This window comes from Streptomyces sp. NPDC090088 (assembly GCF_044747345.1).
Classification (GTDB): domain Bacteria; phylum Actinomycetota; class Actinomycetes; order Streptomycetales; family Streptomycetaceae; genus Streptomyces.
This window is the reverse complement of the sequence record NZ_JBIVDZ010000010.1, coordinates 538977-562931: the sequence shown is the minus strand read 5'-3', so window position 1 is coordinate 562931 and position 23955 is coordinate 538977. Positions and strand designations below refer to the sequence as shown.

Genomic DNA, 23955 nt, shown 5'->3' with positions numbered 1-23955 from the left:
CGGCGGGGATCGCCGTGGCGAGCACTCGATCCCCGCCCGGGGCCGGGGCCTCAGCGGCTCACCCGACACCCCAGAGCTTCTTGAAGTCGGACTGGTAGTCGATCCCCGCGTCCCAGGGCTTGGCGACGTCCGTCGGCAGGTTCGACTTGTCGAGCAGCTGGGTGGGGTAGTCCTCGGTCTGGAACCCGGCGGCGTCGTTGATGGTCGGCTGACCGTTGAAGAGACGGTTCATCTGGTCGGCCACGACCCAGCCCATGAGTTCCGAGGGACGGGCGTACGACACCGTCTGGGTGCCGTCCTTGATCGCCTGGATGTTCTGCGGGTTGCCGTCGGCCCCGACCATCTTCACCTTGCCGGCCAGACCCGCCTGGGCGAGGGCCGTCGACATCTGCGTGGCCGCGAAGTCGTAGGGGGCGTAGATGTAGTTGATGTCGGGGTGGGCCTGGAGGATCGCCTTCACCCGGGAGGGGAGGGTCGTCGAGATGTCGGTGATCGAGAAGTCCAGCCGCTGGGAGATCTTGCAACTGGGGCAGTACTCGCCGAGCTTGCTCTCGAAGACCTTGACGCCGTTGGCGACATCGGGGAACTCCGAGTCGTTGACCATCAGGACCTTGGCCTTGCCGCCGCTGTCCTTGGCCACGTAGGCGGCGAGAGCCGGAGAGCTCAGCCCGTAGTCGTTGTTCATGATGCCGCTCCAGGCCGACGGACCGAGCGACTGCGAGCGACCGCCGAGCGTGAACATGGCGACGCCGGCCTTGCGCATCTGCTGGAGCAGGTCGGTGCCGACGGCCTCGACGGTGCCGCCGGGCATCCACACTCCGTTCGCCCCCAGCTGCAGGGCCTGCTTCAGCGCCGCCTGCGTCTTCTTGGGGTCACCGGCGGGGTCGATGAGCTGGGTACGCCAGCCGAGGGCCTTGGCCGCCCGAAGGAAGGCGTCTCCCGGTCTGGCGCATCCGACGGCCGCCTCGGCACAGGGAATGCTGACCACGAACTTGCCCTTCGCCGCCTTGGGGGACGTCTTCGGAGGAGTCCAGGTGGGGGCCTTCATCGCCTCGTCGAGGACGGTCTGCGCGGCTGCGGGAAGCTTGTAGTCGGACGCCGCGGCCGACGCGGAGCCGTCACTGCCGGCGCCGGTCGAGGTGGTACACGCGGCGAGCGAGAAGGCGAGGCCGGCTCCTACCAGAGCGAGCAGCCGACGGGTTGGGATGTTCATTGCCTGACCTCCATGGTGCGTGAGCCCGATCACACGCGTCCTGGGCTGGAGGGGAGCGTAACCCATGAGTGACGTCATCGTATATGATTCCGTGCATGATTTCTTATTCCCTTTTGTCGCCGCCGAGGGGTTGAAACGATCGAGCGATCCATCGTCATATATGTCTTTGGAAGACAAAAGGGACATCGACGCCAAGGACGGACCGAAGTGCCCTGACCGGCAGTGGAGCTTGCCCCCGCATCGCGGCGCCAACAGGGACGTCACGAGAGTGACCCTGGACACTATATCTGAAATCGTGTACGATCCTGCATCGCAAGGAGTGCACGATGACGTCGCCTCTCGACCAACCGCTGTCTGCGGTGGATCCGGTCCACATCGAGCGCCACGCTCGCGCCGACGAGACGGTGTTCGCGGGAAGAGCCGTCGGGAAACCGGCCCCAGCAGCCCTGCGCCGCGTTCGGCCTCCACTCCTCGGCCGCCGAGACAGGGACTCGAAAAAGGCACGAAGCGACGGATCTCGCAGGACCAACACCAGGAAGGCTGGCGCGAAGTGGGTCAAGTCGTCGAAAGAATCAGGCTGCGCGTTGCCGAAAAGACAACACTCACAGCACACGTTGTCGAACTCCACTTGGTTTCGGAGGCCGGGGAACTGCCCCCGGTGGAACCGGGCGCGCATGTCGAGGTCACGCTGCGGAACGGAATCTCTCGCCAATACTCGGTCGTACCGTCCTCATCGCACGGTGAATGGTGTGTGGCAGTGTTGCGAGAGGCCGGCAGCAGGGGCGGCTCGGTGTACATTCACGACGAACTCGCCGTGGGGGATGTTGTCGAAGCCACCGAACCCCGCAGTCTCTTTCCCCTGGAAGAAGCCCCGGAGTACCTCTTTCTCGCCGGCGGCATAGGAATAACGCCCTTCTTGTCGATGATCGAGGAAGCGGAACGGCGGGGGCGCCCTTGGAATCTTGTGTACACCGGAAAGTCGGCGGAGACCATGGTCTACGCGTCTTCCCTCCGGAGCCGCTACGGACAGCGGGTCTTGATACACGAGACCTCCGGAAGGACGCGCATGGATTGCGCGAGCGTGATCTCCGCACATCCGCGGGCCGAGGTGTACTGCTGCGGACCGACCTCGTACATCGACGGCGTGCGGACCGCCGCCGAGACGGCGGGGCGAAAGGTGCACATCGAACACTTCCATGGCGATGCGAACCCCCAGGAGGACGACCGGGCCTTCGAGCTCGAACTCGTCGACACCGGGATCACTTTGACAGTGCCTGCCGGGAGAACGGCTTTGGATGTCGTGGACGACGCGGGAGTGTTTGTGCTCTCGTCGTGCCGGGAGGGTACCTGCGGGACCTGCGAGACGCCCGTGCTGTCCGGTGAGATTGACCATCGCGACGTCGTCCTGAGCCCCGAGGAAAAGGCAGAGAATTCGCGCATCATGCTCTGCGTTTCCCGAGCCGCAGCCGGTACATCTCGTGTACGGATCGAGCTCTGACAAAAAACACGAAGCAGGACCGAAGAAGGGGAGAAAAATGAGTGACACCTCAACGCGGCCCTCGACCGCCGATGAGTTCTACCGGAACTTCGACCATTACAACGTGCCCATCGGGCCCGATGGCACACCCTTCGACTTCCTGAATTCATTTCGTGACGCGGTCGCCGCGGAAGGCCGATGGGTCAGCTGGTGCGAGAGCTACGGCGGCTACTGGCTGATCACCGGATGGGAGGAAGCCAGAGCAGTCTTCCGTGACCCTCGAACCTTCGAGAACGGCGAAGTTCCGATTGTCCCGCCCTGGGTGATGCCGTCGGGGCGCCCACAGATGCTGACCGGCTACGACGGTGCGCGGCACATGAAATACCGACGGCTGGTGCACGAGGCCTTCTCCTCCTCCACCGTCGCGCGAATGTACGATGAGTTCGCGACCGACGCGCGGCACCTGATCTCTCGGTTCTCGTCGGGTGAGCGTGCCGACCTCGCCGCGGACCTTGCCACTCGTTTCGCCCACACCGTGGTCGCACGACTGACCGGTCTGCCGTTGGAGGAAGCGGACAAGTTCGGGGCGTGGGTCCACGCCATCACGCACAGCAGTGCACTCGGGGAAGACAATTCGGCCGATCTCGAAGAGATGAAGGCCAGATTCGACCAGCTGCTTGTGGAACATCGTCAAAATCCCACCGCGAACATCATGTCAGAGTTGATCAATTCTGGCGCGGTCGACGGGGAGGCGCTCACCCACGACGATCTCATAGACTTCTTCGCCGTATTCATACTGGGCTCCATCGAAAATACATCACTTCTTCTCGCAGACGTCGGCTGGCTGCTGGCCCAACGCCCCGAGCTGCGCAGAAGGCTCCTCGACGATCCCGATCTCTACGACACGTTCATCGACGAAAGTCTGCGCTTCTTCAGCACCGCATCGGGTGCGGCGCGGACGGCTACGGTCGATACCGAGATCGGAGGCGTCAAAATCAAGGCCGGCGAAAAGGTGTTTCCCTATTTGCCCCTGATCGACCGTGACCCTCGGGAGTTCGTCGACCCCGACGCCTTCGATCCGGCTCGGACACCCAACAGGGCTTTCGCGCTCGGCTTCGGTCCGCATCGCTGCCTGGGTGCAAACCTGATACGCGTCGAACTGGCAGCGGTCGTGAAGACCCTCCTCGAAGAACTGCCCGACTTCGAACTCGATCCAGCCGCGCCGTCCGTCTGGACCCCCAGCCACGTGGCAGGGATGATCTCGGTCCCCATCCTGCTGGGGGGCCTGCCGTGACCGACGGTTCAGTCACCTCGCCCTACAATCCGAGGAAAACGCGTCTGCATTGTCCTTGCGGAGAGTTCCTCCAGGCGGACACCACCGATGAACTTGTGTCTGCGGCTCGGTCGCACCTTGAGAACGAGCATCCGGACCTCGCTGTCAAGTATTCGGATGCAGATATTCTTTGGCTTGCTCACTGAATATCGATCCGGTCGGATGCGTCGCCCCGATGTCCTTGCCGGCGTTCGTTGGTCCGCGAGCCTGCCGGGTCACAGCCGGAGGAGGCGGTCCGCGTTGCCGTGTGCGATGCGTTCGAGGTCGGCGGGGGCGTACGGTGCCGTGCGCAGGAACTCCACGGCCTCGGCGCTGGACTCGAAGGGGTAGTCGATGGCGAACAGCACCCGGTCGATGCCGACCGCGTGGACGGCCCCGAGCAGTGCGGCGTGCGAGAAGACCCCGCTGGTGGTCACGTACACGTTGTTGCGCAGGTAGTACGAGGGCAGGTGCTGCGGCTTGAGCGCGGGCGGGACCTGGACGGAGCGGCTGTCGAGCCGGGACGCCTGGAAGGGCAGCAGCTCCCCCATGTGACCCAGGGTCAGCGACGCGCCCGGGAACTCGTCGAACACACCGCCGTAGATGATCCGGAGCGCGTGGGCGCCGGTTGCCGCGGTCCACCCCCAGGTCGGTCCGTTGAGCATGGGATACCCCTCCAGCACGCGCCAGTTGTCGGCCGCGATGACGGCGGGATGCAGGTACAGCGTCACCCCCAGGCGCTCCAGCTCGGCCCATACCGGCCTGAACTGCGGCTCGTCGAGGTAGTGCCCGTGCACATGGTCGTTGTGCAGGGCGCCCTTGAACCCGAGTTCCTCGACCGCCCGACGCAGCTCGACGACCGCGGCCTGCGGGTCCTGGAGCGGGAGGACGGCGAAGCCCGCGAACCTGGTCGGGTTCTCGGCGATCGCCTTGGCCAGGTGGTCGTTGATCCGCCGCGCGGCGGCCACCGCCTCAGCGGGGTCTTTGACGGCCTCCACGCCGGGCGAGGTGAAGGAGAGAACCTGGATGTCGACGCCGTTGGCGTCCATGTCCGCGAGCCGCAGCTCGGCCAGGTCCGGCAGCCGCCGGAACCACTCCCTGATCGACTCCGGCGCCGGGGAACGCTCGTGGAACTCCGCTTCCTCGCGGATGGAGCCGGGCAACGAGAAAGCCTCTTCCACTGCAACGATACGCATGTCGAATGCCTCCAGTCGGATCTGCGACGGATCGGCTTGCACGGTGACCGGGAGCCGGTCAGTCGGTCGGCTCGCCGCTCTCGGCCAGGAACCTCTTGCGGACCCCGGCGAGGGCTCCCGCCATCGCGCCCGCGGGCCTGCCGAACTTCGAGGCGGAGAACTGGGCGGGGCCGGTCTTGGCGGTGAAGGAGTGCGGGTAGCCGAACTCGCGGAGTCCCTCGTCGCCGTGCTTGCGTCCGTAGCCGCTGTCGCCGCGGCCGCCGAAGGGCAGCCCGGAGTTCATCGAGAACACGAGGGCGTCGTTGATGCTGGTCATTCCGACGCGGAGGCGACGGGCGATGTCCGCACCGCGGTCGCGGCTGAAGACGGCACTGCCCAGGCCGTACCGGCCGGCGTTGATACGGGAGACCGCCTCGTCGGTGTCGGCGACCCTGGTGATGGCCAGGGTCGGTCCGAAGGTCTCCTCGTTGGCCGCGAGGGCGTCGAAGGGCACCCCGGCCAGGATCGTCGGCGAGACATAGCGCTCCCCCACCGCCGCCAGGCCGCCGACCACTGCGGTCGCCCCGTGTTCGAGGGCGTCCGCGATGTGCTCCCGGATGACGGGGACCTGGGAGGGCAGTGGAACGGGGCCGATCTGGGCGTCGTCGCCGCTGCCGGCGCGTACCTGCCGGGCGAGTTCGGCGACCTTCTCGACGAACTCGTCGTGGACGGACTCGACGACGTAGGCCACTTCGAGGCTGATGCAGCCGTGCCCGGTGTTCTGCAGGGAGCCCCACACGACATGCGCGGCGGCCTCGTCAAGGTCGGCGTCCTCGGCCACGATGACGCCGTCGTTGCCGCCGAGTTCCAGCAGCACCGGGGTCAGAGTCCCCGCGCACTGGGCGGCCACCGCCTTCCCCGAGGCGACGCTCCCGGTGAACGCGACCTTGTCGGGACCGGCCGCGATGAGCGCCTGGCCGGTGGCGCCGTATCCGTTGAGGTGCTGGAGCACGGCCGGCAGGTCCGGGACCGCGCGCCGCCAGGTCCCGATGAGCCACTCCGCGACGCCCGGGGTGACATGGCTGGGCTTGAGGATGACGGCGTTGCCCGCCGCGAGCGCGGAGACGACGATCGCACCCGGGGTGTTCAGGGGGAAGTTCCACGGACCGATGACGGCGGCGACGCCGTAGGGCTGGTACTCGATCCAGGCCTCCTGGTTGGACGCCGTCGGGCCGCTCGGGACATCCCGCCGGCCGAGGACGCGTTCGGCGTTCTCGACGGCGTAGTTCAGCTGCTCCAGGATGCCGAGCACCTCGACCCGGGCCTCGTCGAGGGGCTTGCCGTTCTCCGCGTGGATGAGCGCGGCGGCCTCCTCACCGCCCAGCGCGATCTCCCGCTGCCAGGCGCGCAGCCGCCGTGCGCGCCCCTCGAACCCGAGGTCCCACCAGGCTCCGGTGACCGAGCGGGCGGCGGCCACGGCGGCCTCCGCCTCCGCCTGGCCCGCGACGGCGTACTTCGCGAACTCGGCGCCGGTGGCCTGGTCGATGGTGACGATCTCCGTGCCGTCGTATCCGATGACCCCGTCACGCGTGGTCACGGGAGTGCTGTTGGCCACTGTTTCTCCTGCTTTCCTACGATCGTCCGCACGACCGGCGCGCAGGGCGCGACGACGGGCTGCCAGACGGGATGTCGACCACGGTGGTGAGGTGAGTGCGAGAGGGCAGGGTGCCGGGACGACCGGCACCTGCGGGGGTACGACTCGCACCGATGCTGTCGAAGGGGGTCGTGATGAGCGCCAGACTATCAACCGCGCTACTGCTGTCAATAGCTTGACACAAGGATAGCGGTTTACAGGAAATGGGAGTGCCCTATCCTTCGGCAGTGACGCGAACCGACGAGGAGCCCGCCGGGCCCCATGCGCTGGACAGGGTTATCTGGGTGCTGCGCCGTGCCGAACTGGCGGTGACGGCCCTCAAGGAGCAGCGACTGCGTCCGCTCGGGATGGAAGCAGCCCACTACACGCTCCTGATCTCGGTGTACTCCGAACCGGGGCTGACCCGTTCCGAGCTCGCCCGGCGGCTCAACGTGACCCGTCAGGCCGTCGGGTCGCTGGTGATCCGGCTGGAGCACCGGGGATACCTGGAGCGACGGGAGCACCCGCGCCATCAGCATGTGGAGGAACTGCACCTCACCTCGGCCGGACTCGACGCGCTGCGCGCGGCCGACGTGGTCATCGCCGACATCGAGCGTCTCGTCACCGACGGTCTGGGGCCGGAGGAGACCGCGCAGCTGCGGGGGCTGCTCAACCATGTGACCAAGACGGCCGGCAACGGCTGAGCGCGCCGGCCGGCCACGCGCCCGGTCAACGCGACGGGGCAGGACCGGAGTCGACCGGCCGCAGCCCTTCGAGGAGGACGTCGACGGACAGTTCGGTGTCCGCCTCGCTCAGTGCGGTGGCAGGACTCAGGAGCAGGCGGCTGAGCAGGGGGCCGACGATCATGTCGACGGCCAGTTCGAGGTCGACGTCGCCGCGCAGCTCGCTGTCGGCCTGCCCGCGCCGCAGGATGTCCAGCGCGAGGCCGCGCCGGGGTGCCACCACGCTCGCGTGATAAGCGCCCCAGAGATGGCCGCCTTGCCGACCCCGGCCTCGCGGGCGACGCGCTCGATGGAGAGTTCGGCCAGCTTTCCGCACCGTTCACCTCAGTCCGCCCCTCCAGGACAACCGCCTTGCCGCTCGTACGGTGCCACGGACCGCCGAGCAGGACACCGCCGGGAACGAGGCCGGAAAGGCCGCCCCGGCGCGGGCGTCCGACCCCCGGACGCCCCCTGGAACCCGGGCGGCCGCCGCCGGTCCCCCCGGCAGCGACCACGGACGATGTGTCAGCGCCCGGCCGGCGACAGCGGGTCCTGCGGGAAGCCGAACTGCCCGTTGGCGTTCTTCGCCTGGTCCGCCGGGGTCAGGGGCTCCAGGACGTCCCAGTGCTCGACGATCTGGCCCTTGGACATGCGGAAGAAGTCGTAGAAGGAGTACGGGGTGCCCTGGTAGCTGCCCTGGCCGACGACCAGGACGAAGTTGCCCTCGCCGAGCACCTTGTCGATCTTGGCGTACACCAGCGTGCCGGAGTCGACGAGCGACTTCAGCAGGGGCTTGCTGCCGGCGATGCCGTCGGCCTGGATGCCCTCGCTGTGCTGGGCGTAGGTGTCCGCCTTCCAGATCGGCTCGCCGTACTGGGAGAAGTCGCCCCCCATGAAGACCGTCGCCATGGCCGTCCAGGCGAGACTCTTGTTGGCCTTGGTGCGGCTCTCGTCGGTCACCTTGGCCGGCCCGTCGAGTTCCGTGTGTCCCGCGCCGTTCGGGCCGGCGGCGGGCTGGCGGGTGTTCCAGTGCTCGACGATCTTGCCCTGTTCGAAGCGGAAGATGTCCCAGGACGTGGTGTGACCGGTCGGCAGCTTCGTGTCCGACTGGACCATGACGTACGACCCGTCGACGAGGACGCGCACCGGCTTCACGGAGATCTGTCCCTTGGGGATCGAGGCCAGCCACGTCTTGAGGCCGGAGAGGCCGTCGCCGACCCGGGGGTCGTGCTGGATGAACTTCTTGGCGTTGATGACAGCGAAGGCGGACTGGTCACCGGTGTGATAGGCGGCGAGGAGGTTGAGTACCGCCCGCTTCTGCCGCTCGGCCACCGCACTGTGGGTGGTCTCGCCATGGCCGTGGCTCACCGCGACGACGGCAGAGGCCGAGGGGTTCGCCTGCGCGACGGGGAGCGCCGACAGCGCGACCAGCGAAGTGGTGGCGGCGACAAGACCGGTACGGGTCCAACTGTTCATGATCACTGACCTCTGTGCAAGATGAGTTGGCGTTGAGTTCAAATTTGAACTCAACGCTTACGCTACCCCACGAGTTCAAATTTGAACACTCATCCCCGGGAGGTGCGTCTCACCGCCGACGACAGACTGAGCCGCCCTCCATCGAGCCGGACCGACCGTGTCCGGCGGGCAGTCTCCTCGTCGCTCCAGCCGCACCGCCTCCGGTGGCATGTCCTTTGCGGCGATGGCCCCTTGACCGCGCTCAAGGTCGGCGCCGGTCTCACGGCACCGTCGACGGCACGCCGACGCACCGGACGGCGGCAGGACCCGCGTTCCGAGCCCGAGGACGCCCGTGCCGGCGGATGACGACGCCGGCCTCGCCGCTGAGGTCGCGGTGGGCGACAACGCGCTGGCCACGGCCGGTCGGAGTGATCTGGTCTCGGGACACGCCTCGTTGCGCGACCCGGCGGGCCACGGCGCCTGGATGAAGGCCTCCGGCTGGGGCTTCGAGGAGGTCACGCCGGAGCGGGTGGTGCTGGTGGCCCGGGACGGCACTGTCGTCGCGGGCACCGGCAGGCGGCACATCGATTTCCCCATCCACCTGGAGGTGATGGCGGCCCGCCCCGACGTGGGGAGCGTCGTCCACACCCACAGAGCGGCCGCCACCGCCTTCGCCTCCCTGGCCGTACCGCTGCGGGCGCTCTCCCACGACGGCGTCGAGTTCGCGCTGCCGCCCGTCCCCCGCTGCACCCGCACCGGCAGCCTGTGCACAGCAGTTGCGCGCCATGGCCGCGGGCCACCCCGTGCTGTGGTCCGACGACGAGGAGCTGCGGCTCAAGCAGGCCGAGGTCTGGCCACCGGAACAGATCCGCGCCGGGTACCACTACCTCGTACGGAAAGCCGCGGCGTCCGGGGTGCGCCTGCGCCGGATGTATTGCCGTCGCGACCGCGCGCGGACCCGGCACGGTGCGTGGAGCGGCCACGGTGCACGGAGGTGACTCGCTGACGAGAGCCGGGAACCGAGGAACACGGAGAGTCGCCCGAGGGCACCCGTTCACGCGCCCATCGCCTGCTGCCACTCCTTGGCCGGGATCTTCGAGCGCAGGTACTCCAGGGACTGCTGGACCTGGTGCCGGGCCCGCTGGAGGTCGACCCCGACCAGTGTGCCCCGGTGCTTGAGGACCCGTCCGTTGACCAGCACCGTGTCCACGTCACCGCGGCCGGCCTGGAACACGATGTGTCCGGCCGGGTTGTTGACGACCGACATGGCGGGGCTGGACCGGCCCAGCAGCACGAGGTCCGCGCGCTTGCCCGGCGTGATCGAGCCGATGAGGCGGTCCAGGCCAAGGGTCCGCGCGCCACCGATGGTTGCGTATTCGAGCACGTCCTGGGCGCGCAGCGCGTTGCTGGACAGCGACTTGCCCGCCTGGTGGGCCTGCAGGTGGGCGAGCCCCCGGTCGGCACTGAGGGTGGCGCGCATGGCGGAGAACATGTCGGCGCTCCACCAGATCACCGTGTCCTGGGACAGCGAGATCGGGATGCCGAACTCGCGTGCCTTACCGCTGGGCGGGTAGCCCTGCCCGGCGTTCAGTTCACTTTCGGCCGACAGGGAGATGTAGGCGCCGCCGTCGGCGATGCGCCGGTAGGAGTCGTCGCTCAGCGTGGCGGCGTGCACCAGGGTGGTCGTCGGCGACAACGCGTCGTTGTCCTGCAGGAAACGGATGTTGTCGTCACCGACGAACCCGTACAGGCCCGTGTGGGTACTGAGGGGCAGATCGAGGTCGCGGGTGTGCTTCAGGGCCCGGCGGGCGTCGTCGGTGATGGTGTACATGTCGAACGCCAGCTGCATGGTGACCAGTTGGTCGGAGCTTGCGAAGCGTTCCTTGAGAATCTTGTCGACGCGCCCGTCGTAGACCCAGCCGAGGTCGGGCGCCAGGCTGCTGTAGCCGAACCGGGCCCGTCCCGGTACGGCGAACAGGGCGTCCACGGCGGCATCGGCGTGCTCGGGGGTGAACAGCCCGTGCGAGAAGTCCATAGTGGTCGTCACACCGTCGTTGACCGACTCCACCATTGCCATGTAGTTGGCCGCGTAGATGTCCTGCGGCCGGAACAGCGACCCCCACTTCATGATGATGGTGTTGTAGTACTGAGCCAGGGTCCAGTCCGCGCCCACACCCCGCAGCGCCGCCTGCCACATGTGCTGGTGCGTGTTGACGAAGCCGGGCAGGAGCAGCGCCCCGGCCGTGTCCACCACCGTCGTTCCGTGCGGCGCCGACAGGTGCTTTCCGACCGCCTGGATGTCGGTGCCGTGCACCAGCACGTCGGTGTCGTGGAGGACTCCTCGGCGCGGGTCCATGGTGACCACGGTGGCACCGCGGAAGAGGATCGGCCGGCCGGCGGGGAAGGTGCGCGGCCCGGGGGCCGCGGCGGCCGGGGTCGCGGTGACGGCACCGGCGGCCAGGGCGGTGGCGCCGAGCGCCGCCGCACCGGCGAGCACCTGCCGTCGGCCGGTCCGCGGTCCGCCCCGGCCGGCCGAACCGGCACCGGATCCCGCAAACGCGCGATCTGTCATGTCCATGATGTACTCCGAATCGTGCGCTGCCGACCCCGGCTCTGTCGCCGAGGCGGAAAACAGGGTGTTGGGTCCGAGGCGGAAAAGAGGGTGTTGGGTCTCGTGGACGTGGCTGTAGGGCCCTTGTACGGTCGGCGGCCCGGACGGGACGGCCGACGCCCGATCGCCCGCGCGACTCAGCGGTCGTAGGCGATGCGGGCCATGCGCGGGACCGGGCCGAAGTCGCCGGCGTGGAAGTCCGTGAACGCCTTGGTGATCTCCAGTTTGGTGTTCATCACGAACGGGCCGCCCACGGCGACGGACTCGCGCAGCGGGGTGCCGCTGTAGACCATGACCCGGGCGGGCCTGTCCGGGTCGACGGCCGCGAGCTGCAGGGTCGTGGTCGCCGGACCGGCGACCGGGTCGGACCAGCCGGTCCGGCCGGCGCGCAGCTCCTGCCCGCCGACCAGCAGACGGCCGTCCATCACATGGGCGAACAGCCGGTGCTCGGCGGGGACTTCGAGATCGTAGGAGGCCTCGGGGTCGAGCGTGGCGACCAGTCCCTGCACGGGGTGGTGCGTGTCGGCGGTGCCGGTGACGCCGTCGACGGTGCCGGCGTGCACGTCGATGCGCACGCCGGGCGCCCGCACCCGGGACATGGTGGCCAGGGTGAGGTCCTGGTACCGCGACGGTGTCATCTTCTTCCCGGCCGGGAGGTTGAGCCACATCTGCAGGACGTGCGCGTGCTCGTCGCGGTAGGCGAGTTCCCGGTGGATGATGCCCCGGCCCGCGGTCATCCACTGCACCTCCCCGGCCTCCAGCGCGCCGGCGTGACCGAGGTTGTCGCCGTGCTCCAGGACACCGTCCACGACGGTGGTGACGGTCTCCAGGCCACGGTGGGGGTGCCACTCGAAGCCGGGCGTGGAGAACCAGTCCTCGACCAGGGCGAGGAACGGGTCGGTCAGGGCCGGGTCGGTCGGTACGAAGACGAGGGCCTTGTCGTCGACCTGTGCGTCGGGGCCCAGTCGCTGCTTCTCGGTGATGCGGTCCAGGGTCCTTTGACCCGCCAGCGGTGTGTTCATGGTGCTGCTCCGGTGGGATGGGAAGGGCAGGGGTCAGGCGGCGACGCGCAGTGCGATCTTGCCGCGCGTGTGACGGGTGGCCAGGGCCCGCAGCGCCTCGGCCGCTTCGGTGAGGTCGTACGTCTGCTGGATGCCCACGGTCACGGTGCCGTCGACGAGGTACCGCGCCACACGTCGCAGGATCTCCGAGCAGGGTCCGTGCATGATGTTGGTGCGTCCGGGGCCGTGGCCCGCCGCGTCCGTAGGGGAGGCGATCCGGCCGCCGTCCCGGACCAGTTCGGCGTACGGGGTGATCTCGTAGGCGGTGACCGCGTCGAAGAGCGCGTCCACGCCGTCGGGACGCAGGGCGCGCACCGCGGCGCGGACGTCGCCGCCGCGCGGGAGGACGACGCTCACGCCGAGGCCGCGCAGGTACTCCGCGTCCTCCGGCAGGCCCGGCGCGAGGACGGTGGCGCCGGCCGCGCGGGCGAGCTGTACGACGACGCTGCCGACTCCGCCCGTCGCACCGACGACGAGGACCGTGTCGCCGGGCACCGGTTCCAGCGCGTCGACGGACATGACGGCCGTGGTGCCCGCCAGGGCGGCGGCACCGGCCTCGGCCATGCCGAGCCGGGCGGGTTTGCGGGTGAGCGTGTGCTCGCCGGTCGCCACGAGTTCGGCCCACGCCCCGCGGACGGGTTCGCGCGCCGGAATCTCCCCGAACACCTCGTCGCCGGCCTCGACGGAACGAACGCCCTCCCCCACCGCCTCTACGGTCCCCGCGAAGTCGCGGCCGAGGGTGACGGGCAGCCCGTGCGGGACCTGGTCGGCGAGGAGACCGGCGGCGATGTCCGCGTCCAGCCAGTTCACCGATGACGCCCGGACCCGGACCAGGACCTGTCCTGGACCCACGGCCGGTTCCGGGACGCCGTCCCGCAGCAGGGGCCGCGCACCGAACGCGGTGACGGTCAAGGCCTTCATGATCGCTCCTGGTCTGCCGGGCCACCCGATAATTGAATGACACGTCATGCAACATACATGACGCATCATGCATTCCGGTAGACTGGGCCCATGACCAAGTGGCTATCGACCGAGCAGCAGCAGGCCTGGCGCGGGCTGATGCACCTCACCTCCCAACTCCAGACCGTGCTGGGGCGCCAGCTCCAGGACGACTACGGCATCTCCCTCGCCGACTACGAGGTGCTCGGCCGTCTCCACGACGGGCCCGGCGACGGGCTGCGCGCCCGGGATCTCGGCGCGACCCTCGGCTGGGAGCAGAGCCGTCTGTCCCACCAGCTCAGCCGGATGCAACGGCGCGGCCTGGTCGAACGGGAGGAGTGTCTGACCGACCGGCGCGGCGCCACCTTCCGGCTCACCCCGGCCGGCCGCACCGCCATCGAGGAGGCGGCCCCGGGACACGTGGAGGCCGTCCGCACCATGGTCTTCGACGCCCTGTCGGCGGAGCAGGTGACCCACCTCGCGGAACTGACCGGCCGGCTCGTCAGCCACCTGACCGACGTCGACCGGACCGGCCAGAGCTAGCGGGGCCTTCCCGGCCGCGGGCGACAGGAGCACGACGACGACGCGGCGCGAGGGTGCGATCCGCAATCGGACCGCACCCTCCCGGATCGCGTCGTCAGGCCGTCAGTTCGGGAGCGTGCCGCGCTCCCTGTCCCCGCCGGTGACCCGTCGGCGGACGAGGGCGAAGGCCACGACGCCCACGGCCACCAGGGTGGACAGAACCACCTGGTCGCGGCCGCCACCGCTGGAGGTGTCGGTGAGCATGTAGCCCAGCACGAAGGTGATCAGGGCGATGGTGGCCCAGGTCAGGTACGGGTAGAACCACATCTTCACGACGAGCTGCTCCGGGGCCTCACGCTCGATGATCTTCCGCAGGCGCAGCTGGGAGAAGCAGATGACCAGCCAGACGAAGAGGGCGATCGCGCCGGAGGAGTTGAGGAGGAACTGGAAGACGGTGTCCGGCCAGAGGTAGTTGAACGCGACCGCGACGAAGCCGAAGACGACCGAGGCCAGGATCGCGGTCCGGGGCACGCCCCGGTGGGTGGTGCGGGCGAACGAGGCCGGGGCGTCGTTGCGGCCGCCGAGGGAGAACGCCATGCGGGAGGCGGTGTACAGGCCGGAGTTGAGACAGGACAGCACCGAGGTGAGCACGATGGCGTTCATGATCTCCGCGGCGTGCGGGATGCCGATCGAACTGAGCGCGGCGACGTAGGAGCCGTCCTTGAGGATCGCCGGGTCGTCCCAGCGCAGCAGTGAGACGACGATCAGGATCGAGCCGAGGTAGAAGACGGCGATGCGCCAGATGACGCTGTTGGTGGCCTTGGTGACCGCTCCGCGGGGGTCCGCGGACTCGCCGGCCGCGAGGGTGACGATCTCGCTGCCCATGAAGGAGAAGACCACCATCAGGACGCCGGTGAGGATGGCTCCGGGACCGTGCGGGAGGAAGCCGCCGTGCGCGGTGAGGTTCGAGAAGCCCGAGGCCGGGTGGTCCGAGCCGGGCAGCAGCCCGAACAGGGCCAGACCGCCGAGGACGATGAACGCGGCGATGGCCACGACCTTGATGCCGGCGAACCAGAACTCGAACTCGCCGTAGGAGCTGACCGAGGCGAGGTTGGAGGCGGTCAGCACCACCATCACGATCAGTGCCCAGCCCCACTGCGGGACCGCCGGTATCCACCCGGCCAGGATCTTGGCGCCGGCGGTGGCCTCGACCGCCAGCACCACGACCCAGAAGAACCAGTAGAGCCAGCCGATGGTGAAGCCGGCCCAGCGTCCGAGGGCACGGTCGGCGTAGGCGGAGAACGAGCCCGAGGTGGGGTTGGCCGCGGCCATCTCGCCCAGCATGCGCATCACCAGGACGACGAGGACGCCGACCAGCGCGTACGAGACGAGGATGCCGGGGCCGGCGGCGGCGATGCCGGAGCCCGAGCCGACGAACAGGCCGGCGCCGATGACACCGCCGATGGCGATCATCGACAGGTGACGGTTCTTCAGTCCCGCCTTCAGGCCGGACTCGGTGGGCGGGCTTGCGGGGAGGGTTGTGGTCATCTCGACATCCATCGGGGAGTGCGGACCAGAGCGAGCACGAAAATTAGTTCAGGGCGATCCAAAAAAACAGTCTTGTTTAAATGTTCACCTTGCTCTATTTTTCGCTTCAGCGTTGAGCAGCGTCTTCGCTGCCACCGACGATCCGTCGCTCCGCTCCGGCCCCGGGGAGCCCTCGTGCACGAACCTTCAGCAAGGTCGCCGTTAGGGTGGCGTCGTGGTGAATACAGCGGGCAAGTTCGGCCCGTACAGTCAACCGGGCCCCGGCGCGCTGGACAGCCACGCCCTGCCCGGTCGCGCGCTGACCGGATCGGAACTCGTGCGCTCCCGGATCGCCCTGCGGGTGCGGCTGAAGGCCGAGGCACCGGGCGACCGGTTGCCGGACGCCGGCGTCCTCGCCGAGGAGCTCGGGATCGGTGAGATAACCGTGCGCCGGGCCCTGGAGGGCATGTGCCAGGACGGCCTGCTGGACCGCCGCAGGGGCAGGTCGGGCGGCACCTTCGTGGCACGGGACTGGCACACCGTCGTCGCCGCGCTGCACGACCCGGCGGAAGCCGCCTCACTGGACGCCTTCCACCTGCTCCTGGAGTGCGGCCTGGTCTCCCACGCGGCCGGCGACATCCCGGACGGCCGTCTCGACGGGCTCCGGGCGCTGGTCGACGAGATGGACCGGACCGACGTACCCGACCGGCTCCAGGAACTGGAGACACGTTTCCACCTCGACCTGGCGGAGGCGCTCGGCGGCCCGGGGATCCGCGAGTTCACCGCCGACCTGCTCGGCCGCCAGTGCCTGCTGCTGCCCGCGCCGGGCCCAGAGGTGGTCCAGGCCCGCAACCGCCATCACGCCGATCTCCTGCACGAGCTCGGACGCGCCGAGATGGCCCCGGCCGTGGCCGCGGTGAAGGCGCACCGGCATGCCGGCCCCGCCTGACACACCCCCGTGCCCCGTATCGCTCGCACACGCCCCGAAGGAGTTCGTGCCATGCCCGATTCCGCAGCTGTCGGCCGTCAGCCGGCATCGGGTCCCCCCGGCCGCAGCGCACCCCAGCGGCTGCGCGGCGGCGTCCTCGGCATGGCCGACATCGCCGCCGCCACCATGGCCAACGTCGGCCCCGCCATGAGCTTCTTCTTCGGTTTCGCCTTCCTGGCCACCACCGCGGGCGTCGCCTCCCCGCTGACCATCGTGGCGGCGGGCGTCGCCGTGGCCCTGCTCGGCAACACCCTCGCCGAGTTCTCCCGGGCCCACCCCTCGGCCGGCAGTTTCATCACGTTCGTCGGCCGGACCTTCGGGCCGGTCAGCGCCGTGACCACCGCCCTGCTGGCCGGACTGGGCTACATCATCGCGATGGCCTCCGTCATCGCGATCTCCGGCGGCTTCGTGCAGATCACCCTGCACCACTACACGGGCGTGGACCTTCCCTGGATCATCTGGACGCTGCTGCTGACCGGGGTGTCGGTCGTCCTGATGCTGCGCGGGATCGTCGTCTCCACCAAGTGGGCGGGGTACTTCTTCGCCGTGGAGATGCTGGTCCTCGTCGTGGTCTCGGCCGCCGCCATCGTCCAGCACCGCGGCAGCCTGTCCGCCGCCCCGTTCCTGCCCGGGCACATCACCCACGGCCTCCAGGGGCTTGCGGCCGGTTTCCCGATCGCGGTGTTCCTCTTCGTCGGCTGGGAGAACTCGGCGGCGCTGGCCGAGGAGACCGAGAACCCGCGCCGCAACGTCGGCCGGGCCGTGTTCTCCTCCGTCGCCATCATGACGGTGAGCTACATCCTCTTCGCCTACGCCACGGTGACCGGCTTCGGCTACGACGTGCGGCGCCTGGGCGACTCCCCCATCCCGTTCATCGACGTGGCCCAGGACACCCTCGGCGCGCTGGCGGCCCTCGCCTACGTCGGCGGCCTCACCTCCACCCTCGGGGTACTGATCGCGGGCATCAACTCCCAGGCCCGGCTGATCTTCAACGCGGGCCGGGAAGGACTCCTGCCGTCCTTCTTCGGCTACGTCCACCCCACCCGCCGCACCCCGAACAACGCGATCGTCACCTTCACCGTCACCGCGCTCCTGATCATCGGCGGCTGGGGCCTGGTGCATCTCCTCGGCGACGGCGGCCCGATGGACCCGGTGGCCTTCTTCACGGAGTCCTCCAGCCTGGGCGCCATCCTGATCCTGCTGGTCTACCTGGCCTCCAACATCGCCCTGCCGTTCTACTACCACCGTTACCGCCCGCAGGAGTTCCACCCCGTACGGCACCTGCTGCTCCCGGCGATCGGCACGCTGGCGATCCTCGTCCCCCTCTACTACCTCTCCAAGCCGGGCCAGCCCGCCCCGTACAACTGGTTCCCGTACGCGGCCCTGGCCGCCCTGCTCGCCTCGCTCGGCTACGCCGCCCTCCTGGTGCGCCGCGACCCGCACCTGGCCCAGCGCGTGGGATCGGTCGTCGCCGACGCGGAGTGACGCCCGGGGGCGGTCGGGTCAGGTGACCTGCGGTCTCGCAGGTCTGCCCTTCTTCACGGAAAACCCACCGGTAGGGCAAGTCGGCGCTGTTACTTTTACTTTCAAGATTTTGTTCGTACCCCCCGCAGCCAGCACAGCGCACCGAGGTTCCCCCATGCCCATCGGCTTCCCCACATCCGTCCGCGCCGGCGGCCGTCACCGCAAGGCCAAGGCGCCCAACCCGGCACTCCGCCGGGCGGTCGTGCTCGCGGTGACCGCCCCGGTCGCCGGGACGATCCTGACCGGCACGTCCGCCTTCGCCGCCGACAAGGCGGTCGCCAAGACCACCGCCACCACGCTCGACACCGCCGAGCAGCGGATCGCGGACAACCTCAACACCCGCGTCCAGGACACCCGCCTGGGCAGCACGGTCAGCGGTGTCGTCATCGACGCCAAGTCCGGCAGAACCGTCTGGGGCCACGACGCGACCACCGCGTTGATGCCCGCCTCCAACACCAAGCTCGGCACCGCCACCGCGGCTCTGACGGTCCTCGGCCCCGACCACCGCTTCACCACCAAGGTCGTCTACGGCGACGGCACCCTCACCCTCGTCGGCGGCGGCGACCGCTCCCTGACCTCCGACGATCTCGACGCCCTCGCCAAGACCGCCGTCGCCGGGCTGAAGAACGCGGGACTGACGTCGGTGAAGGTCCAGGTCGACGACAGTCTCTTCCCCGAGCCGACGCTCGCGACCGGCTGGAACGACGGCTACTACCCCGACTCCATCGCACCGGTACGGGCGCTGGTGGTCGACGGCCACCACGTCACGGACACCTCCGTGGACGCCGGGCAGACCTTCGCCAAGCTCCTTGCCGACCGGGGCGTCACCGTCACCGGGGATGTCACCCACGGCACGGCCGGCACGCACGACGTGCCCGTGGCCCGGCACGAATCCGACAAGCTGTCCAGCCTCGTGAAGCACATGCTCAAGGTCAGCGACAACGACTACGCCGAGACGCTGCTCCGGACGACCGCGCTCGCCGCCGGCCGCCCGGCCACCTTCGAGGACGGCACGGCGGTCGTACGCCAGGTCCTCACCGGGTACGGCGTCTCGCTGGACAACTTCGAGATCCACGACGGCAGCGGCCTGTCCCGTGCCAACCGGATCCCGGCGCAGACCATCGCCGACATCCTCGACGTGGCCGACGACCCCCGCTACAGCCAGACCCTGAAGTCCATCATCGACGGCCTCCCCGTCGCCGGTGAGGCGGGCTCCACGCTGGGCCCCGAGTGGGGCCGGTTCGACACCGCGGACTCGCAGTGCGCCGTCGGCAAGGTCAAGGCCAAGACCGGCACCCTCACCGGCGCGATCGCCCTGAGCGGCCTGACCAAGGCCCAGGACGGAGCCTGGAAGATCTTCTCCTTCATCGAGAACAACTCGACCGCCGCCCCGGGAGACACCAAGGACGCCCTGGACGGCCTGGCCGCCACGGTCAACGGCTGCTGGGCGTAACACCGCCGAACGAAATCCGGAGCCGCCCCGCTCGGGCGGCTCCGGAGGCCTGCGAAGGCAGCGCCGGGCCTCGCAGGGGTCAGCGCTCGCCGATGCCGCCGAGCAGCGTGCCGTAGAAGTAGCGGGCGACCTCGGCCGCGTCGCGTTTTCCGCCGGGCCGGAACCACTGGTAGGTCCAGTTGCACATGCCGAGGACCGCGAGAGCGGTCAGTCCGGGGTCGGCGACCCGGAACTCGCCCTCGGCGACGCCGCGTTCGAGGACGTCGACGAGCATCCGCAGATAGCGGTCGCGCTTCCCGGCGATCTCCTCGCGGACCTGCTCCGGGAGTTCCCGGAAGTGCTCGAAGAACACCCGCAGATGACCGGGGTGGATCTCCATCAGCGACACCGGGTCCGTCATGATCGCGAGCAGCAGTTCGCGGGGCGCCAGCCCGCCGTCGTCGAGGCGGCTCTGCTGGGCGATGGCCTCCATGGAGGTGTCCTGGTGGCCGCGCGTGTCGAACAGCCCGGCCGCCACCTTCATGATCTGCTCTTTGCGCTGCCGTCCGGACATGCGCAGGTCCGTGCCCCGTGCGTCCGCCACCGCTGGCTGTTCGACCTGATCACGGCCGCGACCCTGCCCGCGCTGCCGGAGGACGACGCCGCCCCGCACGCGTCGGCCGACGGCGAAGCCCTCTGACGGCTCTCCGCACCTCCGCAGCGGTCACCTGACCCCGGGTTGTCCGGCGCGGGCCGGAATCCGATGCGATACATGACGCATCATGTAGAGTGAATGACGCGTCATGGAAATCGGGCCGCAGGCCCGTGCACGCGAGGAGCACCCCCATGAAGGACGTCACCGTCCACCGGACCCGCGACCTGCTCACCGCCGGCCGCGTCCGCGGCAAGATCGCCCCGCGCGTCGCCTGACGCCGACCCCGCGCCGCCCCTCCAACGACCCAAGAAACGATCGGAGTCAATCAACGATGAACATCGCCGCTGACGTCCTGAGCATCCTGCTGGCCTTCGCCGCCGCGGGTGCAGGATTCCCCAAAGTGCTCGACAAGGGCAGCGTGCCGACCCAACTGCGCGATCACCTCAAGGTGAGAGCCGGACTGGTGCCCCTCATCGGTCTCGCCGAGATCGCCGCCGCCGTCGGCCTGGTCATCGGCGTCTTCTGGCGCCCGCTGGGCATCGCCGCCGCGATCGGCCTGGTCCTGGTCTTCGTCGGCGCCGTCGCCTATCACGGGCGCGCGGGAGACTACGCCGACCCGAAGGCCCGCGGCGGGGCGATGGGCCCCATCGTTCTGGGCCTGACAGCGACGGCCACGATCGCCACGCTCTCCCTGTCCCTCTGAACGCGCCGCGGGCTCGGCACCTCAGAACGCGTACGCCCCGAAGCAGCCCCACGCGATCACGAGGAGCAGCACGACCCAGACGAGGTTGCCGCCCACCTGTGCCGTCTCGGACCGGCGCAGGTGTACGACGGCGCCGCCCCCCGCCAGCAGGACCCCGCCGACGGCGGCCCAGGGGACGAGGACGGGGGCGATGCCGGTCGCGGCGGGCAGGACCAGGCCGAGACCGACCAGCCCGTCCAGCAGTCCGGTGCCCTTCACCACGGCATCGGGGAAGTCCTCGACCCAGCCGAAGACGGAGGCCAGTCGCTCTCCGCTCCGCACGATTTCCAGATTTGGACAACCGCGAAGCTAGCGGGTTATTCAAATTTGAATCAAGGGCCCGATGTCGGGACTACTTCACCGCCGCAGCACCCTCGCCGCCCTGCATCCGCCGGGCGACCTCGTCCAGGCCGTCGGCGAGAACCGAGAGCTGCTGCGGGGTGAGGACGTCGATGAACGCCTCCCGCGCGAGCGCGACATGCCCCGGAGCGGCACGCTCCAGCATGCGTCGGCCCTCGTCGGTGAGGACGGCGTACACCGCGCGCACGTCCTCCTCGCAGTACCGGCGGCGCACCAGTCCCGCCTTCTCCAACTGGGTGACCTGATACGTGAGTCCGCTCTTGGAGCTGTACAGGACGTCGGCGAGCACACTCATGCGCAGCTCCCCGCCGGGAGCCGCGGCGAGGCGCCCGAGGGTCTCGTACTGCAGGTGCGTGATTCCCGCGTCCTCCTTCAGCTGCTGATCCAGCCGGCGGTCCAGCAACGCCGCGACCCCGAGGAAGGCGTGCCAGGCACGCATCTCCTCTTCGTTCAACCACCTGGGCTCAGCCATACCGCCAGCTTACAGAGAGTTCAAATTCGAACCAACCCTGGGAAGCCGGCCCGCCTGTGACCGAAGCAACACTCCGCAGGTAGTTCAAATTTGAAGCCGCGAGGGGTACGGTCACTCCATCGATTCAAATTTGAAACAGTGATGTGAAGCAGTGTCGACCGCAGACGCCGGAGCAACCATGAGCCCCACCCCTCCCACCCCCCGTACGCACCTCTTCGACGCCTCCGTGCGCACCCGCACGGCGACTCCCCTGCGGCCGGCCGACGGCCACGAGGTCACCGCCGAGCTGGTCACCTTCGACGGCCTGGCCGACGGCAGGGACCATGTGGCCCTCGTCCTCGGCGGCGCCGCCACGACGTCGGCCCCGCTGGTGCGGCTGCACTCCGAGTGCCTGGTCGGCGACGTGTTCGGATCGGCACGCTGCGACTGCGCCCTGCGGCTGCGCGAGGCGGCCCGGATCATCGCCGGGACCGGCGGTGTCCTGCTGTACCTGCGCCAGGTCGGCTGCGGCGTGGAACCCACCGGGGACGGCCCCGGTTCGACCGCGGCCGCGGCCGCCCAGATGCTCGCCGCGCTCGGCGTCACCGAGCCGGATCTGCTCACCGACCACCCGGACGAGGCCCGCCGGTTGCGCTGCCTCGGCATCGACGTGCGCTTCGTCCGGCCCATCCGCGCCGTCACCACCGGCAGGAACGTCAGCTACCTGCGCTCCAGGCCCTCGACGGCACCACACGTCCTCGGACTGGCCGGCTGACCCGCCCCGCCCGACGCCACTGAAGCAGTCCCCCCCTCGAAACCGGAGTCCACCGTGCCCACTTCCCTCGGCCGTACGACCACCGACGCCGCGGCCCGCTACGCCAAGCAGTTCGCCTCGCACTTCGGCCGCAAGATCCCCGTCGAGGAGACTCCCGAAGGCGGCCACCGGCTGTCCTTCCAGGCGTCCGAGGTCGTCCTCAAGCCCGCGGACGACCACCTCCTCATCAGCGTGACCTCACCGGACGCGACCACGCTCACGGCCATCCAGAACGTGGTGACGAGCCATCTCGAACGCTTCGGCCGCCGCAACGAACTCACCGTCACCTGGGACGAACCCACCGACGGCTGACGGCCCCTGTCACCCCTGTTACCCCCTCAGTCCCCTCCCAGCACGCGAGAAAGAGGTACCGCCGTGAAGGCCGTGGTCGTCACGGGCTTCGGCACCGAGCCGACCCTCATGGAACTGCCCGTACCGGACCCCGGCCCCGGCGAGCTGCTGGTCCGCCTGCACGCCGCCGCGCTCAACCCCTTCGACTGGAAGGTCGCCGACGGAGCCCTCAGGGATGTCGTCGAGCACGGCTTCCCGCTCGTCATGGGCTCCGACGGGGCCGGCGTGGTCGAGCGCATCGGTGCCGGTGTGAACCTCTTCCGCCCCGGCGACACCGTCTACGGGCAGTTCATGAACGTCGCCCGGGGCCGGGGTTCGTACGCGGAGTACGCCGTGGTCGCCGAGGACGGCACGATCGCCCGCATGCCGGAGGATCTGCCGTTCGGCGTCGCGGCGGCCCTGCCCACCGCGAGCGTCACCGCATACCAGGCGATAGAGGCCGCCCGGCTCGACACCGGGCACATCGTCCTGATCAACGGCGCCTCCGGAGGCGTCGGTCAGTCGGCGATACAGTTCGCCGTCAACGAGGGTGCCCGGGTGTGGGCCACCGCCGCCCCGGACGTCTCCGGCCGGCTGCGTGAACTCGGCGCCCACGAGACCGTCGACTTCACCTCCGCTGCCGTGGCCGAGCAGGTGCTGGCCGCCCATCCCGAGGGCATCGACGCGGTCCTCGACCTGGTCACCCGCCCGGGCGGCGACATCGGCCCCCTGGCGGACCTGCTCAAGCCCGGTGGCCGGCTGGTCAGCACCAACCACGCCACCGACCCCGACGCGCTCGCCGCCCGGGAGATCCACGGCGTCAACCTCTCCAACGATCCGAGCCGGGCGGAACTGACGGCCCTCGCCGACCTCGCCGCCGCCGGGAAGCTCCGCGTCACCCTCGACGCCGAGATCCGGCTGGACGACGCGCCGGCCGCCGTGACCCGCGCCCGCTCCGGTCACGCCCGCGGCAAGACGGTGATCCTGCTCTGAGCCGCAGGCCGGTCGCCGG

24 protein-coding genes are annotated in these 23955 nt (G+C 69.4%); 12 read left to right on the top strand and 12 right to left on the bottom strand.

Going from position 1 to position 23955, the window contains the following annotated elements:
• Nucleotides 1-58 precede the first annotated feature (58 nt).
• The gene (locus ACIPSJ_RS42185) at nucleotides 59-1213 is read right to left on the bottom strand and encodes a sugar ABC transporter substrate-binding protein (protein ID WP_401353981.1); all 1155 of its coding nucleotides are present in this window, start codon (nucleotides 1211-1213) and stop codon (nucleotides 59-61) included.
• 751 nt (nucleotides 1214-1964) lie between these two features.
• Between ACIPSJ_RS42185 and ACIPSJ_RS42180 the strand changes: the two genes are divergently transcribed.
• Nucleotides 1965-2711, top strand: coding sequence for a PDR/VanB family oxidoreductase (locus ACIPSJ_RS42180; protein WP_401353978.1), 747 nt, complete (start codon nucleotides 1965-1967; stop codon nucleotides 2709-2711).
• Between the two features lie 37 nt (nucleotides 2712-2748).
• Nucleotides 2749-3984, top strand: a complete 1236-nt coding sequence (locus tag ACIPSJ_RS42175; RefSeq protein WP_401353975.1) for a cytochrome P450 — start codon at nucleotides 2749-2751, stop codon at nucleotides 3982-3984.
• Between the two features lie 254 nt (nucleotides 3985-4238).
• On the opposite strand, the gene ACIPSJ_RS42170 is transcribed toward ACIPSJ_RS42175, so the two are convergent.
• Nucleotides 4239-5198, bottom strand: a complete 960-nt coding sequence (locus ACIPSJ_RS42170; RefSeq protein ID WP_401353974.1) for an amidohydrolase family protein — start codon at nucleotides 5196-5198, stop codon at nucleotides 4239-4241.
• 58 nt (nucleotides 5199-5256) lie between these two features.
• A complete protein-coding gene (locus ACIPSJ_RS42165; RefSeq protein WP_401353971.1) occupies nucleotides 5257-6792 on the bottom strand; it encodes an aldehyde dehydrogenase family protein in 1536 nt (511 codons plus the stop codon).
• 266 nt (nucleotides 6793-7058) lie between these two features.
• On the opposite strand from ACIPSJ_RS42165, the gene ACIPSJ_RS42160 reads away from it, so the two are divergent.
• A complete protein-coding gene (locus tag ACIPSJ_RS42160) occupies nucleotides 7059-7514 on the top strand; it encodes a MarR family winged helix-turn-helix transcriptional regulator (RefSeq protein WP_401353969.1) in 456 nt (151 codons plus the stop codon).
• Between the two features lie 25 nt (nucleotides 7515-7539).
• On the opposite strand, the gene ACIPSJ_RS42155 is transcribed toward ACIPSJ_RS42160, so the two are convergent.
• The gene (locus ACIPSJ_RS42155; protein WP_401353966.1) at nucleotides 7540-7776 is read right to left on the bottom strand and encodes a TetR/AcrR family transcriptional regulator C-terminal ligand-binding domain-containing protein; all 237 of its coding nucleotides are present in this window, start codon (nucleotides 7774-7776) and stop codon (nucleotides 7540-7542) included.
• 281 nt (nucleotides 7777-8057) lie between these two features.
• Complete coding sequence (locus ACIPSJ_RS42150; RefSeq protein ID WP_401353964.1) at nucleotides 8058-9008, bottom strand: nuclear transport factor 2 family protein; 951 nt, start codon at nucleotides 9006-9008, stop codon at nucleotides 8058-8060.
• A gap of 331 nt (nucleotides 9009-9339) precedes the next feature.
• Between ACIPSJ_RS42150 and ACIPSJ_RS42145 the strand changes: the two genes are divergently transcribed.
• On the top strand, nucleotides 9340-9993 hold the full coding sequence (locus ACIPSJ_RS42145) for a class II aldolase/adducin family protein (RefSeq protein WP_401353962.1): 654 nt from the start codon (nucleotides 9340-9342) through the stop codon (nucleotides 9991-9993).
• Between the two features lie 48 nt (nucleotides 9994-10041).
• Here ACIPSJ_RS42145 and ACIPSJ_RS42140 read toward each other — a convergent pair whose 3' ends face one another.
• From ACIPSJ_RS42140 to ACIPSJ_RS42130, 3 genes are all read right to left on the bottom strand, one after another.
• Nucleotides 10042-11559 carry an amidohydrolase family protein gene (locus ACIPSJ_RS42140; protein ID WP_401353959.1) on the bottom strand — a complete coding sequence of 506 codons (1518 nt, stop codon included), beginning with the start codon at nucleotides 11557-11559 and terminating at the stop codon, nucleotides 10042-10044.
• Nucleotides 11560-11735: 176 nt separating this feature from the next.
• Nucleotides 11736-12620 carry a pirin family protein gene (locus tag ACIPSJ_RS42135; protein ID WP_401353957.1) on the bottom strand — a complete coding sequence of 295 codons (885 nt, stop codon included), beginning with the start codon at nucleotides 12618-12620 and terminating at the stop codon, nucleotides 11736-11738.
• 33 nt (nucleotides 12621-12653) lie between these two features.
• Entirely contained in the window at nucleotides 12654-13580 is a 927-nt protein-coding gene (locus tag ACIPSJ_RS42130; RefSeq protein WP_401353954.1) for an NADP-dependent oxidoreductase, read from the bottom strand.
• Between the two features lie 90 nt (nucleotides 13581-13670).
• Here ACIPSJ_RS42130 and ACIPSJ_RS42125 point away from each other — a divergent pair, with 90 nt between their 5' ends.
• A complete protein-coding gene (locus ACIPSJ_RS42125) occupies nucleotides 13671-14141 on the top strand; it encodes a MarR family winged helix-turn-helix transcriptional regulator (RefSeq protein ID WP_401353951.1) in 471 nt (156 codons plus the stop codon).
• Between the two features lie 102 nt (nucleotides 14142-14243).
• Here the strand turns inward: ACIPSJ_RS42125 and ACIPSJ_RS42120 are convergent, their stop codons facing one another.
• The gene (locus ACIPSJ_RS42120) at nucleotides 14244-15668 is read right to left on the bottom strand and encodes an amino acid permease (protein WP_401353949.1); all 1425 of its coding nucleotides are present in this window, start codon (nucleotides 15666-15668) and stop codon (nucleotides 14244-14246) included.
• A gap of 214 nt (nucleotides 15669-15882) precedes the next feature.
• Here ACIPSJ_RS42120 and ACIPSJ_RS42115 point away from each other — a divergent pair, with 214 nt between their 5' ends.
• The 3 genes from ACIPSJ_RS42115 to dacB all read left to right on the top strand — a co-directional run bounded on the left by ACIPSJ_RS42115 (nucleotide 15883) and on the right by dacB (nucleotide 19612).
• The gene (locus ACIPSJ_RS42115; RefSeq protein ID WP_401353947.1) at nucleotides 15883-16596 is read left to right on the top strand and encodes a FadR/GntR family transcriptional regulator; all 714 of its coding nucleotides are present in this window, start codon (nucleotides 15883-15885) and stop codon (nucleotides 16594-16596) included.
• Nucleotides 16597-16647: 51 nt separating this feature from the next.
• Complete coding sequence (locus ACIPSJ_RS42110) at nucleotides 16648-18120, top strand: APC family permease (protein ID WP_401353945.1); 1473 nt, start codon at nucleotides 16648-16650, stop codon at nucleotides 18118-18120.
• 154 nt (nucleotides 18121-18274) lie between these two features.
• Nucleotides 18275-19612 carry a D-alanyl-D-alanine carboxypeptidase/D-alanyl-D-alanine-endopeptidase gene (gene dacB / locus ACIPSJ_RS42105; protein ID WP_401353943.1) on the top strand — a complete coding sequence of 446 codons (1338 nt, stop codon included), beginning with the start codon at nucleotides 18275-18277 and terminating at the stop codon, nucleotides 19610-19612.
• 79 nt (nucleotides 19613-19691) lie between these two features.
• Here dacB and ACIPSJ_RS42100 read toward each other — a convergent pair whose 3' ends face one another.
• Entirely contained in the window at nucleotides 19692-20165 is a 474-nt protein-coding gene (locus ACIPSJ_RS42100) for a TetR/AcrR family transcriptional regulator C-terminal domain-containing protein (protein WP_401353941.1), read from the bottom strand.
• Between the two features lie 412 nt (nucleotides 20166-20577).
• On the opposite strand from ACIPSJ_RS42100, the gene ACIPSJ_RS42095 reads away from it, so the two are divergent.
• Complete coding sequence (locus tag ACIPSJ_RS42095; RefSeq protein WP_401353939.1) at nucleotides 20578-20949, top strand: DoxX family protein; 372 nt, start codon at nucleotides 20578-20580, stop codon at nucleotides 20947-20949.
• A gap of 21 nt (nucleotides 20950-20970) precedes the next feature.
• Here ACIPSJ_RS42095 and ACIPSJ_RS42090 read toward each other — a convergent pair whose 3' ends face one another.
• Together ACIPSJ_RS42090 and ACIPSJ_RS42085 are read right to left on the bottom strand one after the other, a co-directional pair.
• Entirely contained in the window at nucleotides 20971-21270 is a 300-nt protein-coding gene (locus ACIPSJ_RS42090; protein ID WP_401353937.1) for a DoxX family protein, read from the bottom strand.
• 70 nt (nucleotides 21271-21340) lie between these two features.
• Nucleotides 21341-21820 (bottom strand): MarR family transcriptional regulator, encoded by a 480-nt coding sequence (locus tag ACIPSJ_RS42085; protein WP_362589331.1) that lies wholly within the window; start codon nucleotides 21818-21820, stop codon nucleotides 21341-21343.
• A 178-nt stretch (nucleotides 21821-21998) separates the two neighbouring features.
• On the opposite strand from ACIPSJ_RS42085, the gene ACIPSJ_RS42080 reads away from it, so the two are divergent.
• The 3 genes from ACIPSJ_RS42080 (at nucleotide 21999) to ACIPSJ_RS42070 (ending at nucleotide 23936) form a co-directional block, all read left to right on the top strand.
• Complete coding sequence (locus ACIPSJ_RS42080; RefSeq protein WP_401353935.1) at nucleotides 21999-22574, top strand: GTP cyclohydrolase; 576 nt, start codon at nucleotides 21999-22001, stop codon at nucleotides 22572-22574.
• A 54-nt stretch (nucleotides 22575-22628) separates the two neighbouring features.
• Nucleotides 22629-22925 carry a DUF2218 domain-containing protein gene (locus ACIPSJ_RS42075; RefSeq protein ID WP_401353933.1) on the top strand — a complete coding sequence of 99 codons (297 nt, stop codon included), beginning with the start codon at nucleotides 22629-22631 and terminating at the stop codon, nucleotides 22923-22925.
• Between the two features lie 63 nt (nucleotides 22926-22988).
• Nucleotides 22989-23936 (top strand): NADP-dependent oxidoreductase, encoded by a 948-nt coding sequence (locus ACIPSJ_RS42070; RefSeq protein WP_401353931.1) that lies wholly within the window; start codon nucleotides 22989-22991, stop codon nucleotides 23934-23936.
• Nucleotides 23937-23955: the final 19 nt, after the last annotated feature.